The sequence below is a fragment of the Mesorhizobium sp. dw_380 genome (assembly GCF_018588885.1).
In the GTDB taxonomy this organism is placed as follows: domain Bacteria; phylum Pseudomonadota; class Alphaproteobacteria; order Rhizobiales; family Rhizobiaceae; genus Mesorhizobium.
Window position 1 is genome coordinate 192,180 of record NZ_JAFFIW010000007.1, and the last position, 15,996, is coordinate 208,175.

13 protein-coding genes are annotated in these 15,996 nt (G+C 64.6%); 2 read left to right on the forward strand and 11 right to left on the reverse strand.

The annotated features are described in order from the left end of the window. Position 1 precedes the first annotated feature (1 nt). Positions 2–541: an Lrp/AsnC family transcriptional regulator gene (locus JT360_RS09915; RefSeq protein WP_214471341.1), complete on the forward strand. Its 540-nt coding sequence runs from the start codon at positions 2–4 to the stop codon at positions 539–541. On the opposite strand, the gene JT360_RS09920 is transcribed toward JT360_RS09915, so the two are convergent. Next, positions 538–1,860: a four-carbon acid sugar kinase family protein gene (locus JT360_RS09920; RefSeq protein ID WP_214471342.1), complete on the reverse strand. Its 1,323-nt coding sequence runs from the start codon at positions 1,858–1,860 to the stop codon at positions 538–540. The two genes, JT360_RS09915 and JT360_RS09920, sit on opposite strands and share 4 nt — an antisense overlap. A gap of 8 nt (positions 1,861–1,868) precedes the next feature. Continuing rightward, entirely contained in the window at positions 1,869–3,119 is a 1,251-nt protein-coding gene (gene oiaX / locus JT360_RS09925) for a 3-oxo-isoapionate-4-phosphate decarboxylase OiaX (protein ID WP_214471343.1), read from the reverse strand. Positions 3,120–3,305: 186 nt separating this feature from the next. On the opposite strand from oiaX, the gene JT360_RS09930 reads away from it, so the two are divergent. Then, positions 3,306–4,019 (forward strand): transcriptional regulator NanR, encoded by a 714-nt coding sequence (locus tag JT360_RS09930; protein ID WP_214471344.1) that lies wholly within the window; start codon positions 3,306–3,308, stop codon positions 4,017–4,019. 7 nt (positions 4,020–4,026) lie between these two features. Here JT360_RS09930 and apnL read toward each other — a convergent pair whose 3' ends face one another. The 9 genes from apnL to JT360_RS09975 form a co-directional block, all read right to left on the reverse strand. After that, a complete protein-coding gene (gene apnL, locus JT360_RS09935; RefSeq protein WP_214471345.1) occupies positions 4,027–5,865 on the reverse strand; it encodes a D-apionate lactonase in 1,839 nt (612 codons plus the stop codon). Then, positions 5,862–6,896: a Gfo/Idh/MocA family protein gene (locus JT360_RS09940; RefSeq protein WP_214471346.1), complete on the reverse strand. Its 1,035-nt coding sequence runs from the start codon at positions 6,894–6,896 to the stop codon at positions 5,862–5,864. The genes apnL and JT360_RS09940 overlap by 4 nt, the downstream gene beginning before the upstream one ends. Before the next feature lie 2 nt (positions 6,897–6,898). Continuing rightward, positions 6,899–7,963, reverse strand: coding sequence for an ABC transporter permease (locus JT360_RS09945; RefSeq protein WP_214471347.1), 1,065 nt, complete (start codon positions 7,961–7,963; stop codon positions 6,899–6,901). Continuing rightward, positions 7,956–9,527, reverse strand: coding sequence for a sugar ABC transporter ATP-binding protein (locus JT360_RS09950; RefSeq protein WP_214471348.1), 1,572 nt, complete (start codon positions 9,525–9,527; stop codon positions 7,956–7,958). The genes JT360_RS09945 and JT360_RS09950 overlap by 8 nt, the downstream gene beginning before the upstream one ends. Beyond that, positions 9,524–10,168, reverse strand: coding sequence for a DUF2291 family protein (locus tag JT360_RS09955; protein WP_214471349.1), 645 nt, complete (start codon positions 10,166–10,168; stop codon positions 9,524–9,526). Before JT360_RS09955 ends, JT360_RS09950 begins: the two co-directional genes overlap by 4 nt. 77 nt (positions 10,169–10,245) lie before the next feature. Next, on the reverse strand, positions 10,246–11,187 hold the full coding sequence (locus JT360_RS09960) for a D-ribose ABC transporter substrate-binding protein (RefSeq protein ID WP_214471350.1): 942 nt from the start codon (positions 11,185–11,187) through the stop codon (positions 10,246–10,248). A gap of 297 nt (positions 11,188–11,484) precedes the next feature. Continuing rightward, positions 11,485–12,312: a phosphogluconate dehydrogenase C-terminal domain-containing protein gene (locus JT360_RS09965; protein WP_214471351.1), complete on the reverse strand. Its 828-nt coding sequence runs from the start codon at positions 12,310–12,312 to the stop codon at positions 11,485–11,487. A 111-nt stretch (positions 12,313–12,423) separates the two neighbouring features. Next, positions 12,424–13,455: an ABC transporter permease gene (locus JT360_RS09970; RefSeq protein WP_214471352.1), complete on the reverse strand. Its 1,032-nt coding sequence runs from the start codon at positions 13,453–13,455 to the stop codon at positions 12,424–12,426. Continuing rightward, the gene (locus JT360_RS09975; RefSeq protein ID WP_214471353.1) at positions 13,452–15,932 is read right to left on the reverse strand and encodes an ATP-binding cassette domain-containing protein; all 2,481 of its coding nucleotides are present in this window, start codon (positions 15,930–15,932) and stop codon (positions 13,452–13,454) included. Before JT360_RS09975 ends, JT360_RS09970 begins: the two co-directional genes overlap by 4 nt. Positions 15,933–15,996 lie beyond the last annotated feature (64 nt).

Below are 15,996 nucleotides of genomic sequence, written 5' to 3' on the forward strand. Positions count from 1 at the left end.
TATGGATGAAGAAACAGATGGTATTCTGCAGAATAAGCCTGCGGCTCGCGACCTCGACGCAATTGACCGAAAGATATTAGGCGTGCTGGTCGAGGACGCGACGGTCAGCTATGCCGAACTGGGCGATCGCGTCGGTCTTTCGCCGCCTGCCGCGCATGAGCGGGTCAAGCGCCTTCGGCGCAGCGGCGCCATTCGCGGCACAGCTGTCATCATCGACCCCAAGGCGGTGAAGAAGCCGCTGCTCGCTTTCGTGCATATCGACACCAGGGGCTGGGGCAAGACCCCCGAGCTGATGGCGGTCTCGCAATACCCGGAGGTTGAGGAGATCCACACCGTCGCCGGCGATACCTGCATGTTGCTGAAGGTCCGCACCGAAGATACGAGAGCGCTGGAAGGCCTGCTTGCTCGCCTCTACGAAACGCCTGGCGTCACCTCGACGCGAAGCTATGTGGTGCTGTCGACCTATCTCGAGCGGCCGGTGCAGCCCGGCGTCACCGACAAGTGGCCAACGCCGGGCCATATGAGCAAGCCGCTGTACTAGCCGCCCAGCCGGATCGTCTCGAAATAGGCGTCGGTGCCGACCTGGCCGCCCTTCAGCGCGATTTCGAGGCCATCGATCTCGCCGCTACCATGGGCGAGACAGAGCGGCGAGCCGGGCGATTGCGGCAATGGCATGCGCACGGTCAAGGCATCGATGGACAATTGTCCCAGCGCGTGGCTGGACGTGTCGCCGCCGGCGATCACCGCGCGCTTGAGTTTCTGGTCGACGACCAGCCGCCGCAGAATGTCCCCCAACGCGCGGCCGAGCCTGTTTCGCGCGCCTTCGACATGGTCGATCTCGGCACTGCGATCGGCTTGGGGACCAAGGGCGGTGTAGAGGATGACGCTCCGCCCCGCCGCCAAGCTCGCCAGGCCGCTTGCGACGGCTCGCTCGATCGCCTCGCCGGCGCCGTCAGAGACCAGTTGCATCGCGTCCATCTGGATGCCGTCGAACCCATGGGCAAGCGCGAAGCGGATCTGCTTCTCCGTGGTCGGCGACACACTGCCCGAGACCACAGCGAGCCGGTCGACCCGGCCGGGTGCCGCGAATGACGCGTGCCCCCTGGCGATGCCTTTGCCGACCCACTCTGCGAGCAGGGCGTATTCGACGCCCGAGGATCCGACGACGAAACCATGACCTTGTTCGCAGATGCGCCAGATCTGTTCGCCGACGCGCTTCTGCGTCTGGCGGCTTTCGACATCGAACAGGACGATCTCCTTGTCCTGCAAAGCCTGGTCGACCTTGTGCGAAAGATCATCCGCCTGCAAATCCGCCAGGTCGACAAGGCCGGAACCGAGACTGGTCTGACGAGAGAGGTGGACGAGCAGATCGGCCTCGTTCATCGGCGTCACCGGATGCCGGCTCATGACCGGATGACGGTCGATGCGGAAATATTCACCGCGAAATGCGGCGAAGAGATTGCCGAACGCTGTGTAGCGCTTGAGCTGCGGCGCGCCGACGACCACCGGCACGGTTTTCTGGCTGAACACGCGCCGGCCGATCTCGATGGCGCGGCCGATGTTGCCGATCGTCGGGCTGGAATCGAAGGTCGAGCAGATCTTGTAGTGGCAAACCGATGCTTCGAGTCCTCTCAGCCATTCGAAGGCCGGCGCCAGATTGTCGTCCATCCATTGCGGCGTTTCGCTGCGGCTGGTGCCCGCCAGTCCGATGGCTCGGCAATGCGAAAATCGCGCCAGCAAGGGTTGCTCGGGCCGGCGCATGAACAGCACTGTCGGCACGCCGCCGAGTTCGAGTGCCTCCATGACGTCGGTCGAGCCGGTGAGGTCGTCGCCATAATAGCTGAGGAGCAGGTTCTGCATGGCCTTGCTCACGCCGCCTTGCCGTCGCCGAACTTTTCGATCGAGCGCGCCAGCTCGACATGGCTGCGGGCATAGTCGGCCAGCGGAATGCCCTCGACAGCGGCCTGCCAAGCCTGCTGGACGGCGCGCACGCCGGCACCCGGGCCATCCGGATGGCTGACGATGCCGCCGCCGCAGAGGTAGAGCAGGTCGACCGTGCGCCCGGTGCGCTGGTAGGTCTCGGGCGCCTGTCCGCCCCACTGGCCGGAACCGACGACGGGCAGGGCGCAATCGTCCGGCGAGAACAGGGGCGTCGTCACCGCCTCGAAGGAGCGGATGAACGATGCATCCGGCTCCCAGTATTTCGAGGCGATGCCGTTGATCTGGAACTGGTCGACGCCAAGCAACCGCCAGAACTGCTGCCAGACCCGAAAATCCATGCCGAGGCCGGGATGGCGGGTGAGGATGTCCCAGCCGTTGCGGTGGGCGTGCAGCACCAGGCCGGAGCGCTTTCTGAGGAAAGCCATGCCGCCGAAGCCGATGGAATTGATGTTGACCACGGCGCAATTGCCGCCGGCTTCGAGAACCAGATCGTGATTACGCATCATCTCGTCCGGATCGGCATGCGAGATGCCGAAGGCATACATCACCTTCTTGCCGGTCTTCTGCTCGTGGTCGAGGATCAGCGGCATGATCGCCTTCACCCGCTCCGCCAGCGGCGAGTAGGCCGGGCTCATCAGCTTCTCGTCGTCCTTGATGAAATCGACGCCGGCCGCGATCAATTCACCGACCATCGCGGCCGTCTCGTGCGGCCTCAAGCCCAGCGCCGGCTTGACGATGGTGCCGATGATGGGGCGGCCCTCGACGCCGGTCAGCCTGCGGCTGCCGGCCAGACCGAACTGCGGGCCCGGATGGGCGCCCCTGAATTGTTGCGGCAGCTTCATGTCGACGACGCGGATGCCCGACAGGCCCTTGATCGAATAGGTGCCGCCGATGGCGATGGTCATCAGTGCCGACAGGTCGGTGCCGATCGCATCGAACGGAAATGCAATGTCGACATCGGCGCGCCTGAAAGGCCCGGTGCCGGCTTCGGGAATGGACGGCTGCTCCGCATCGGGCAGATTCCGGATCGCCAGCACCCGCGCCGCCACGCGTGCCTTTAGCTCTTCGGTTTCGCCGGGCAGGGCAACGAAGGTGCCGGTCGACTGGTCGCTGGCGATCTTGGCCGCCAGCGCCTCGACATTTTCAGACGTTTCGATGCGATAGGTGAGGGTGATCATCGTGCGCCGGCCAGTCGAAAAGGGTCCGAAAAAAGTTTGGTTGCGTAGGAAATCTGGTATAATGAGTACATAAGTATTGCAAGCAATATCCCGACGTTGGCGCAACGGGGCGGGCAAGACGCGGGCATTCCGGGAATCCAGTCGGCAATGCTAAACAGGAACCGGGCCAGGGAGTGATTCGCCACGATGAACCGTTCGGAGCCGATCGTCCGCCGCAAACTTTCCGACGAAGTCTTTGCGAGGCTGAAGCTGCTGATCACCAGCCGCGAGCTGCAGCCGGGCGACGACATGCCGTCGGAACGCGAATTGATGGAGCGTTTCGAGGTTGGCCGGCCGGCGATCCGCGAGGCCATGCAGGCGCTGAGCAATATGGGCCTCGTCGCCATCTCGCATGGCGAGCGGGCCAAGGTGCTGCAACTCACCGCCAAGTCGATCATCAAACAGGTCGACGGCGCGGCCAAGATCATCCTGTCGTCGTCGAAGGACACGCTTGAGCATTTGAAGACCGCGCGCATCTTCTTCGAGCGTGGCATGGTCAGGGAGGCCGCTGAGAAGGCCACCGTCGAGGACGTGCAGCGGCTCAAGGCAACCGTCGCCGAGCAGCGCGCCGCGCGCGGCGATTCCGAAGCCTTCATTTCCGCCGATATGAAATTTCACACCCAGATCGCGGCGATATCGGGCAATCCTATCTATGTTGCCGTCAGCGAGGCGATGCTCGGCTGGCTGAAGGAATATCACACCGAGATGCTGATCTGGACCGGCAAGGAAAAGTACACGCTGACCGAGCACGAGGAGATCATCGACCGCATCGAACACAGGGATGCCGACGGCGCCGAGAAGGCGATGATCAAGCATCTGGAACGCTCACGTGCGCTCTATGTGATGAATTCCGAGAAGTAAGGCTTGCCTAACTGATCTTGGCAATCGCGTAAGGCGACATGACGAGATGGCCCTGACCAAGCTCGGAGGCGTCGACCGGCACTTCGTGCGCCGTCAGGTTCGCCAGCCACACGAGGGTCGCCCCAGAAGCGGACCTGCCGGCCAGCGCCAGAACCCGCGTCTCGTCGCTTGTTTCAGCGGCAACATGCGCAAGACCAGCCAATTCGCAGAGCGCATTGATGGCCTGGAAGATCGGCCGCGGTGATCCTTCCGTGGTTGGTTCACCGGGTGCCGCCAGCACGCCGAACGGCCCGGTGAAGCTGGACAGCGTCAGCATCTCCAGCCCGGCCGCAGCGACGCGCGCGGCATAGCCGATCGTCCATGCGGCGGCGAATTGCCCGGCATGGCGCGGATCGCGATTGGCCATGGCGATGCGCTGTCCCTGCGGATTGTCCTTGGTCGCGCCGCCATAGGGGTTCTGCCGCATGGCAATGGTCGAAGGCCCGATCCGGTAGGGCTTATCGCCGAAGATCGCCCGCGCCGACCGGGTGATGAATGGCAGTGCCTCCAGTGACTGCATGACGCTGAGATCGTCGGCTGCATGCACGATCGGACAGGTGCAATGGGTGACGAAATCGAGCAGCCCGGCCGGAGCGCGCTTGCGGTTGAGTTCGGTGAAATAGCTGAACATGCCGCCGCCGAGACGGAGATCGGGAAAGGCACGGCGCGCCGCGGCATAGACATCCTCCAGTGGCGGGCACGCCGGCCAGGCGCTGCCCGGCGGCGTCGACTGCCGGTCGACCGAAGGCGACACCGCGATGGCGTCGAGCCGCAGGCCTGCCCGGCGCACCATGTCGGCGACATCGCTGAGTTCGGCATCGAGGTCGCCGGTGCAGGCCACCACGCATTCGAGCGTTGTTGCGGCAGGGCAGGCGGCGGCGAGCCGGGCATGGGCGCGCAAGGCCTCCAGCCCATGGCCACGTGTCGGATCGTAATGGAGGAGGATCTGCTGCGGGCCGAACCTCGACAACATTGGCAAGTTCGCGAGCGCTGTCTCCACATCGCTGGGGTAGATCACGACGCCGATGTCGGGCAGTCTTGTTCCAGCCTCGCCGAGCTGGATGCGGACGGGTTCGTTGGCCGCGGCTGAGATCGAAGGTCTGGTGTCGCCCGCGATGCGCAGGGTGACCGTCTGGCGCACCGGTTCGCCGGCCGGCAACACATAGGGCCATGGCAGCGCCAGCGGCCGCACATAGGTCTTGTAGGAAGCGTCGGACCAATTGCGCTGGTCCTCCATTTCGAAAATGTCGCCTTCCATCCGGCATTCGGCGGCGACATCGGGCCGTATCTCGTGCGTGATGGCGCGCAAATCCTTGAAAGGCTGCCAGGGGTCGATCAGATCGGGCAGCTCGGTGTCCACGACGCTGCCGTCGGTATGCTCGACCGTCACCGGGCTGCCGGCGAGGCCGGCGATCGGATGCAGGATGCAGAAGCCGCAGCGGTTGGTCTCGAAATCGCTTTCGGGCAGCGCGCTGACTTCGAATACCAGCCGTCCGTCCGCCCACCCCTTGATGGTGGCGCGGAAGACGAGCCGGCTTTCGTCCGGTCCGGTGCAGCTTGCCGTGTAACTGACAGAGAAAGCATCGGCACCCTGGTCGATGGTCAGGTCCGTCAACGTCGGCTCATAGGTGCCCCAGTCGCGGTCGCGCACGACATAGGCGATGGCGCGCAGCACCTCGGTGCCGCCATGGCGGATGGTGCGCAGATTGCCGTTGACGAAATCGGCGCTGAGAGGGCCGGCGCTGAGCCGGACCGGTTTGGCTTCCGCCACGCGTGTGCCGCAGAGAAGAAAGCGATCCACAGTCATTTCAGAAGGTCGTCGATCCGCACCGGTTCCCGGCTCGCTGCACCGGAATAGGCCGCCTCGACCAGCGCGAACGTCTTGAGATTGTCGGCCCCCGAGGTTGCCGGCTCCTTGCCTGATGCAAGGCAGTCGACCCAGTGCCGCTGGATTGCCAGCACGCTTTCCTGGATGTTGTGCCATGGCCGCGATGCCCAGGGCAGAAGCGGCGGCGAGATGTCCTTGACCGTTGTGCCGCTCTTGCCGGTGACGGTGAGCTGGTAGCCCTGCGCCAGCCGGATCGTGCCGTCACTGCCGTCGATCTCGATCAGCGTTTCGGGGAATGGTTCGACGGCAAGCCGGGTCGCGTAGCTGCAATCGACGACGGAGGTGGCGCCGCTCCCGTGATCCATCAGCATCGTCGCGACATCCTCGCCGGCGATGGCGGGATTGATGCGCGCCGTGCGGGCGGTGAGGGTCGCGACGTCGCCCAGCAGAAAACGGGCGATGTCGAGGATGTGGATGCCGAGATCCTCGATGATGAAGCGTTTTCCGGTCGCCAGATAAGGCTGGCCGGAAAACACGTCGTAGGCGGAACGGAAGGAGATGCGTCCGAAGAAGGGCGTGCCGATCTCGCCACTGTCGAGCACGGCGCGCACCGCCTGGATCGGTGACTGCCAGCGGAAATTTTCATGCACCATCAGCGGCACGCCGGCCTTGGCGCAGGCCACGACCATCGCCTTGGCGTCGGCGAGCGTCGGCGCGAACGGTTTTTGGCAGATCACCGGAATGCGGTGGGCGGCCGCCATCTCCACCAGCGGCCGGTGACTGCTCACGGTGGTGGCGATGTCGACGAAATCCAGCGTCTCGCTCGCAAACATCTCAGCCGTATCGGTGTAGCGCTTGGAAATACCGAACTGGTCGCCGACGATCCTGAGCCGCTCCGGATCGCGGTCGCAAATGGCGACGATCGAGGCGTCTTCGATGTCGCGCCAGGCGTGCATCTGGTTGACGGCGAAGAAGCCGCAGCCGATCAGCGCTCCTCTTAAGCTCACCATGGTCAGCCCGCCTTTGCCATCTGCATCAGCGTGACACGCTGCTGGAGCCGGCGCTGCGCCTGGTCGACGACGACGGCGACGATGATGACGAGGCCCTTGATCACCATCTGCCAGAAGGAACTCACGCCCATCATCACCAGCCCGTCCGATAGGATGCCGATGACGAAGGCGCCGACGATGGTGCCGCCAATCGTACCCCGCCCGCCCGACATCGACGTGCCGCCAAGCACCGCCGCTGCAATGGCATTCAATTCGAAGCTCTCGCCCGTCGCCGGATGCGAGGCCATCAGCTCCGACGAGATGATCAGGCCGACGATCGCCGCGCAGAAGCCGGAGAACATGTAGACGAACATTTTGATCATGTTGACGCGCACGCCCGAGATGCGCGCCGCGCGCTCATTGCCGCCGACCGCGAAGATATGGCGGCCGAGCGGCGTGTATCTGGCGAGGTAGGCCGCTCCCAGCGCCACCACGACCAGGATCCAGATCGACACCGGCAGGCCGACGAGCCGTCCGGCGCCGAGGAAGCCGAAGCCGGTGGTGCCGAGTTCCGGTCTGCCGACAAGGTTGGGGAAGGTGCGCCCGTCCGACGACAGCAGCGCCAGGCCGCGCGCCACATAGAGCACGCCCAGTGTGGCGATGAAGGGCGCGACGTTTAATTTGGTGATCAGCAATCCGTTGACGGCGCCGATCAGTATGCCCACCACCAGCGTGATCAACGCGATCTCGAAGACATTGAAATAGATGGTGTAGCCGATCTGCAGGTCGATGCCGTTGAGCACGAGATAGCCGGCGACCATGCCGCACAGGCCGACGATCGAACCGACCGAAAGGTCGATGCCGCCGGTGATGATGACGAAGGTCATGCCCATGGCGAGGAAGGCGTTGAGCGCCACATGCTTGGCCATCAGGATCAAATTGGCGGCCGACAGGAAATTCGGCGCCGCGATGGAGAAGAACACCAGCACGGCAATCAGCGCGATGAAGGTCCTGAGCTTCATCAGCGTCAGCAGCGCGGAACCGCTGGAAGCCGAAGAGGGAGCCGCCCTGGCCGGAATGTCAGTCATCAGCGTTGCTTTCCATATGCCGGGCAAGATGTGCGGGGGCAGGTCCGTGGCCGAGCGCCGACGCTGCGATGATCGCTGCGTCGGTCGCCTCGGCACGGTCGAACATGCCGGTCAGTTTGCCATTGCTCATCACCGCGATCCGGTCGGACAGCGCCATCACCTCGTCGAGGTCGGACGTGGCGAAGAGGATGCCCAGCCCATCGCGTGACAGCTTGCGCATGGTGCGAAAGACATCGGCCTTCGCACCGACATCGATGCCGCGGCTCGGTTCATCCATGAGAAGCACCTTGGGTCCGGTGAGCAGCGCCTTGCCGATCACCACCTTCTGCTGGTTGCCGCCGGAAAGCGACGAGACTTCCTGTGCCGGATCGGCGACCTTGATCGCGAGTTCCCGCACCATCTGCATCACGGCCTGCCGCTCGGCGCTGCCGCGGATGTGGAACAGGCGCACGAAGCGCGACAGGCTCGCCAGCGTCAGGTTACTGGCAACCGAGAGGATCGACACCAGGCCCTCGCGCTGGCGGTCTTCCGGGATCAGCGCCAGGCCCCGCCGGATGCGCCGCGTCGTGTCGCGTTCCCTGATTTGTTTTCCGTCGATGAAGATCTTGCCGCTGGCATGGCCGTGGCGGCCCATGATGCAGTCGAACAGCTCGCTGCGCCCGGCGCCCATAAGTCCGTAGATGCCGAGGATCTCGCCGGCGCGCAGCGACAGCGAGACGTGGTCGACCGCCAGTCCGCCGGTCACGCGCGGCAGGCAAATCTCCTCGGCACGGAAGATCTCTTCGCCTGGCACATGGCCGTCGGCCTTGGCGAAATCCTTGGCGTCCGAGCCGATCATCTGCCGCACGATCCACTGCGTATCGACGTGTCTCATCTCTTCCTGGCCGGTGATGCGGCCATCGCGCAGCACGGTGATGTAGTCGCCGATGCGGATCAGCTCCTCGAGCCGGTGCGAGATGTAGACGATGGCCACGCCGCACGCCTTTAGGTCGGCGATAACCTTGAACAGGATCTCGACTTCGGCGGCACTCAGCGCCGAGGTCGGCTCGTCCATGATCAGGATGCGCGCGTCGAGCGAGACCGCCTTGGCGATCTCGACCAGCTGCTGCTGGCCGATGCGCAGATCCTCGACCAGCATGTCCGGCCGGATACCGGCTTCGAGCCGATCGAGGAATTCACCTGCCCGCCGCTCCTGCTCCTTGCGGTCGATCTTGCGAAACCGGTTGGTGAGCTCGCGCGTGGCGAAAATGTTCTCGGCGACGGTCATGTTGCCGAACAGGTTCAGCTCCTGGAACACCATGCCGATGCCACGGTTGACCGCGTCACCGGAAGACGAGAACGAGACCTCGTTACCGTCGAGGAGGATGCGCCCGGCCGTCGGCTGCTCGACACCGGCGATGATCTTCATCAGCGTCGATTTGCCGGCGCCGTTTTCGCCGACCAGCACATTGACCGCGCTCTTGCGCACCTCGAAATTGGCCTGCTTGACCGCGACGGTGCCGGCATAGACTTTCGAGACGTCTTCCAGCTTCAGGATGACGTCGTGACCGGCTGCCGCGCTCATGGCTTCGGCCCGATCTCGGCCTCCGCCGGGGTCACCAGCGGCAGGTCCTGGCCGCCTTCGATCGTGTAGGCGCCGAGCACCTTGGCGCTGCGACCCTCCAGCGCCTCGCGCGGCAGCTTGGACAGCACGGTCTTGTCGGCATAGGCGTTGAAGGCCTTGCCGAACTGGGCGAAGTCGATCTGGTTGGTGAAATCGTTGAACTGGACGAAGTCGAGGCTGTCGCGCAGCGCCGTTCCGCGCATCGCCGGCCCGACCTGGACGCGCGCATCCGCCTTGCCGTCACCATCGACGTCGATATCCATCGTGGCCGCGCGCGACTGCGTGTTGGCGGCGACGATCTTGCCCTCGACGCGAACCGCGAAGGTCCATGGCGAATTCGCCTGCTTCTTGGGATTGCCGTATTTGGCGCCGGCCGCCGCGGGATCGGTCTTCGCCAGTGCGTGCACCTCGGCGAACGGCCCGGCCTTCTGCCGCAGGTACGGAATGACCTTCGCAGCCCAGATGTCCTCGACCATCTTGTCGGGATTGAAAGCCGGCGCACTGCCCTCGCTTTGCGCCGAGGGCGTCGGCAGGATCTTGCAAGCGCCGAGGCCAAGGCCGGCGAGCGCGACAAGAGTCAGCCAGGTCAACTTCTTCGGCATCGCGGTCGAGCATCCCAGTGAAATGGAGGCGAGGGACGAACCCTGGGTTCGCCCCTCGCTGATTGCATTGCGCCGGCTCAGTTCTTCAGTGCGAAGGTTTCCAGCTTCTTGGCGTTGTCGCCATTGACGAGCACGCAGTCCATCAGCTGCTTTTCCTTCTCGGGCGACTTCTTGTTTTTGATGAAGTCGTTGGCCTGCTCGACCGCCATCTGCGCCTGGGCATAGGCCGGCTGCAGCACGGTGGCCTTGATGCCGCTGGAGGTGATGGAGTCGCGCACGTCGTTCGAGCCGTCGAAGCCGACGACGATGACATCCTTGCGGTTCGCGGCGGCCAGCGCCGCATAGGCACCCATCGCCATCGTGTCGTTGCCGGAGATCACGCCCTTGATGTCGGGATTGGCCTGCAGGATCGATTCCATCTTGGAATAGGCCTCGGTCTGGCTCCAGTTGGCCGACTGCTGCGCGACCATCTTCAGGTCCGGATAGTCGTCGATGACATCATGATAGCCCTTGGAACGGATGCCGGCATTGGTGTCGGATTCCTTGCCGACCAGCTCGACGAAATTGCCCTTCTCGCCCATCAGCTTGACGAACTCCTGCGCGCCGAGTTGGGCGCCCTGGTAGTTGTTGGAGACGATCTGCGCCACGGCGACGCCGGTGGCGTTGATCTCGCGGTCGATCAGGAAAGAGGGAATGCCGGCGTCCTTGGCCTTCTGCACGGCGGCAACGGTGGCGTCGGCGCCGGCATTGTCGAGGATGATCGCTTTGGCGCCGCGGCCGATTGCGGTGTCGATCAGTTCGGATTGCTTGTTGGCGTCGTCGTCATGGACCAGCACCAGCGCCTCGTAGCCAAGCTCCTTGGCTTTTGCCTCGGCGCCGACGGCCTCCGCCTTGAAGAACGGATTGTCGTGCGATGGGGTGATGATGGCGATCAGGTCGGCCGCGAAGGCCGGCGCCGCCGTGCCAAGTGCCAATACGCCGGCGAAAGCCGCAAGCGTCATTCTGCGTGTCAGTGTCATGAAGTCCTCCCGTTGAAAAACCGTGCCTCGATCGATCGAGGCCATTGTTTCATTTGAATTCGTCAGGCAGTGCGAGGCAGCACACGCTCGGTCAGGCAAAGCCGTTTGCCGACTTTCCAACCGAGCCGATTTTCGCTCCCGTTCCCGCCATCCTCCGCTCGTCCCGGCATCAATCGGAGCGCGGCATCAGCTTAGCCAACTGGTATGATGAGTCAATCACTAATTCAGATGATCTGTATCTGAGAGGTGGCCCGGTTTCCTTCTCCCTCTGTAGGAGAAGGGAAATGGGCGACCTCCTCAGGTAATGCGCTGGATGCTGGCGGCGATCTCTTGCGGTTCGAAGACACGCTTCCAGTCGTCGCGCATCAGCACCGGCTTGCCGAATTCGATCGCCTTGTTGCAGGCGTCGGAGAACACGCCCTTGGTCTCGCCGAAGATGACGGCGCCGAGCACATTCATGTGGCCGAGCAGGAAATCGAGCGCGGCCTGCCGGTCTACGCCACGCGCCACGACCTCGTCGAGGGCTTCCTTCATGACGACGAGCAGCGAAGCGCACACCGTCTCCGAAAGACCCGGCTCCAGCAACGCCATATGTTCGACCGTGACGCGGTGCGAGCGCATCACCGGCGCCCAGATGATCTGGGCGATCTTCTCGCCCTTGGCATAGTCCGCCTCCGGCCCCTGCATCAGGGCGCTGACGAAATGCTGCTTGGCTTTCACACCGCCGAAAAAGTCCTTCTTGGCGGCCATGTCGGTCTCGTCGTTGAAGATCGGCGGATGGCAGGGATGGGTCACGAAATAGGTAAGGTCGGGACGATCAGGCAGGTGCCCGGCGAAGGGGGCAGCCGCATCGAGCACGATCACCATCGTGCCCGGTGCAAGCTTGCTCTCGATGCCGGCGGCGACCTTGCCGATGTGGGTGTCCGGCACCGCGAGGATCACGGCCTCAGCGCCCTCGAGCGCCTCATCGACGCTGACCGTGTCGATGCCTAGCCCGGTTTTCAGCCGATCCTTGCCGGCCTCGCTGATCTCGACATGGCGGATCTTGTAGGGAGAACCGCGAAAATTGGTCGACAGGCGGTAGCCCATTTTCCCGCCCGCACCGAACAGTGCAATCGTTGTCATCTGGCCCTTGCTCCTTGATCAAACAGACGAGCGTCGCGCGATCGTCAACTCATATACTGGTATGATCACTCTACCATGGTTTGGCAAGAGCAATCGTGGATTCTGTGTTCGTCACTTCGGCAGGGGCGCGGCAGCACCTGGCTCCGTCTTTGCCGCTGCGGCGTCCGTGAGATCGACGGAGGCGCGCCGCGCCAACGCCTGCCGGCCCGCCAGCGCCAAGACGAAGATGACGACGATGCCCTGGACGATGTCCTGGGCGCCGGGAGGCAGCCCGATGATCTGCATGGTGGTGACGATGAGGATGAGCAGGATGCTGGCGAACAGGGTGCCGAGCGCGGTCGCCGAACCGCCGAAGATCAGCGTGCCGCCGAGCACCACCGCGGCGATTGACTGCAACAGATAGGGCTGGCCCATTTCGAGGAAAGCGCCGCCGATATAGGCGCCGAGCAGCAGGCCGTCGAGCGAGGCGAGCACCGACGAGATGATGAAGGCCGCCGCGATCACCCGGCCGTTCTTGATGGCGGCGAGCCGGGCGGCAGTGCGGTTCTGGCCGACCGCCGACAGAAGCTGCCCGAACACGGTGTAGCGCAGCACGAACGATGTCGCCGCCACACCGAGGATGGCGATGATTGCCATGATCGGAACACCCGAGATGCGGCCCGTTGCCAGGCCTTTCAGCGCCGGGCTGACGGCAAAGCCAGGGATTGCCTTGTTCGACAGCAGCGTCGCGGTCGCCAGCACATAGCCGGTCGCGAGCGTGGCGATGATCGCTGGAATGCCAAGGCCGACGACGAGCAGCGAATTGAGCAGCCCGACAGCGAGGCCAAGCAGGATGGCAGCCACGACGCCAATGGCAAGGTTGGCGTCCTGGCCCTTGATGGTCAGCAGCGCGACGAAGGCGCTGAGCGTGATCACCGAGGCGACGGAAAGGTCGATGTTGCCGCGTCCGGTGGTGACGACGAACATCTGGCCGATGCCGACGACGGTCAGGAACGAGGCCGACAGCATGATGCCCGACAGGCTGGAGAGGCTGAACCGGTTGGTGACCACGGAGAGCACAAGCCAGAGCAGGAGCACGCCGATCGCCGCCCAGATCCAGCGGTTTTTCTGGGTCCACAAGGTGAAGGCGGACAGCGCGTTCATTGTTCGCTCCCGCGGCCCGCGGTCAGGCCGCGCAGCGTCAAGAGGGCGATGAGGATCAGCCCTTGCGTGGCGGCATTGAAGTCGCTGCTCACATTGAGCGTGCCGAGCAACGCGCCGATCAGCGACAGCGTCACCGCGCCGGCAATGGCGCCGACCGGCGAGACGATGCCGCCGAGCAGCGAGCAGCCGCCCATCACCACGGCGGCGACGCTGAGCAGCGTGAAGGAATTGCCGGAATTGATGTCGCTTGCCGTGTTGATCGCCGTCAGCGACAGCCCCGCGGCCGCGGCGAACAACCCGGCGATGAGATAACGCACCAGCGCATAGCGTGTCGGCGACCAGCCCGAGCGGACCATCGCCGTCGGGTTGTTGCCGAAGCCGCGCAGCACGACGCCGAGCGGCAGCCGGTCGATCGCCAACACCGCCAGGGCGACCGCGGCGATGAGGATGATGGACGTGGGCAGAAAGCCGACCGACCAGCCGAACAGCGCCGTCAGCCATTCCGGGCTGGCGCCGCCCGGCGTCGGCTGCAGTGCATAGCCCAGCCCCACCCAGACGAAGGAGGCGCCGAGCGTGACCACGATGGCCGGGATCTTTCGTGCCTGGATCAACCCGCCGAGACCGGCATAGGCGGCGACCGCCGCTGCCAGCGCCAGCGCGCCGAGCCATGGCTGATCGTAGAGCAGCGTGGCGCTGAGAACGCTGATGAGGCCGGCGAAGGCGCCGACGCCGAGATCGATTTCGCTGCCGCCGACGACGAACATCTGCGCCGCCGCCACCAGCACCAGCGACAGCGCCGGCATCAAAAGCAGGTCTAGCCCGAAGATCGAGGCGACCGCCGGATTGGCCGAGATCATCACCGCCAGCACGGCGGCGAGGCCGATGAAGGGGGCCGCGTTCACCAGCCTGCGGCCAAGCCCGGCCGCGCCAGCCTTGTCATGCGCGGCGTCCCTGCGCTTGTCGGCTTGCTGGGCGAAGGACGCTCCGACGATCGCCGCTTCGGTGATCGCAGCGCCGGTGAGTTCCTTGACGATCCGCCCGCCGGAAAAGACCAGCACGCGGTCGCAGGCCAACAGCTCGGCGTCCTCGGTCGTGTGCCAGACAAGTGTTCGTCCGCTGCGCGCGGTGTCGTTGCAGAGCCGGTAGAAATCCTGCTTTGTGGCGATGTCGACGCCGCGCGTCGGATCATCGAGCAGGATGATCGGCGTATCGGCGACGAGCGCCCGGGCGACCAGCGCCTTCTGCTGGTTGCCGCCGCTCAGCTCCAATATGTTGGACCCGAAGCGGTTTTCGTCGAGCCGCAGCCGGCCGGCGGCGTCGGCCGCGGCCTCACGGTTGAGCCGATCCGAGACCAGGCCCAGCGCCGGGCGGCGCGCGAGGCTGCCGATGGAGATGTTTCCCAGCACGCTCCACAACGGGAACACGCCTTCCTTCTGCCGGTCGCCGGCAATGAAGCCGGCTTCGCCGGTCCTGCTGACGGCGGCATCCTTTGCGGGGCTGGGCTTGAAGATGGCATGCAGTAGATCTTTCTGGCCGCTGCCCTCGAGCCCCGCCAGTCCGACGATCTCACCGCGCGCGATTTCGATGTCGCTGCCCAGTTGGGAGGTCAGCGTCCCGGACAGCCGCACCAGCGCGCCCCCAGTGCTGGCGACCGCGGTTCCATGCTGATGGATCGAGTTGGCGTCGCCGCCCATCAGCTCAACCAGCTTGCCGATCGACGTATCCGCCACGTCGCCGCGCCAGGCAGTGCGTCCGTTGCGCAGCACGACCACCTGCGCGGCGATGTCGATGATTTCCTGCAGCTTGTGGCTGATGAAGATGAAGGCCAGGCCGGCCTTGGCCCGTTCGCGGATGAAAGCCCGCAACTGCCTGGAACGATCGAGATCGAGCGAGGAGGTCGGTTCGTCGAGAACGATGAGCCTGACGCCGGGTGTCGCCGCGGCGCGCGCGATCTCCACCATCTGCCGTTCGGCGATGGAGAGCTGGCCGACATCGGCATCCACATCGATCTCGTTGCCGGGAAAGACGGCGTCCAATGCCAAGCGCGCGCGGCCTCTGTAAAGCTTCCGCCAGCCCGGCCGGCTTGCCGCGTCTTGCGGCGTCTCCAGAAAGAAGTTTTCGGCGACGGAAAGGTTGGCGCACAGCGACAATTCCTGATGCACCATGCGGATCCCGCGCCGTTGCGCTTCCGCAGTGTCATAGCCGGCGAAGCTCAGCGCCTGGCCGGCGAACGAGATCGAGCCCAGCGTCGGCCACATGGTGCCGCAGAGAATGCGCATCAGCGTCGACTTGCCGGCGCCGTTGCCGCCAACGAGGCCGATGATCTCGCCGGCCGAAATTGCGAGGTCGATCTCGGCATTCGCCAGCGTCGGCCCGAAACTCTTGGTGATCTGTGAAAGCGAGACGATTTCCTGCCGGATCGACGCGGCGGGCGCGGTGGCGGCTGCACCTTTCTCGGCAACGGCAAGATGGGACATTCGTCCTCCGTTTCTTCACGGCCAAGGATCGGGCGCCATTCGGCGTCCGATCCATCGTGCTGGT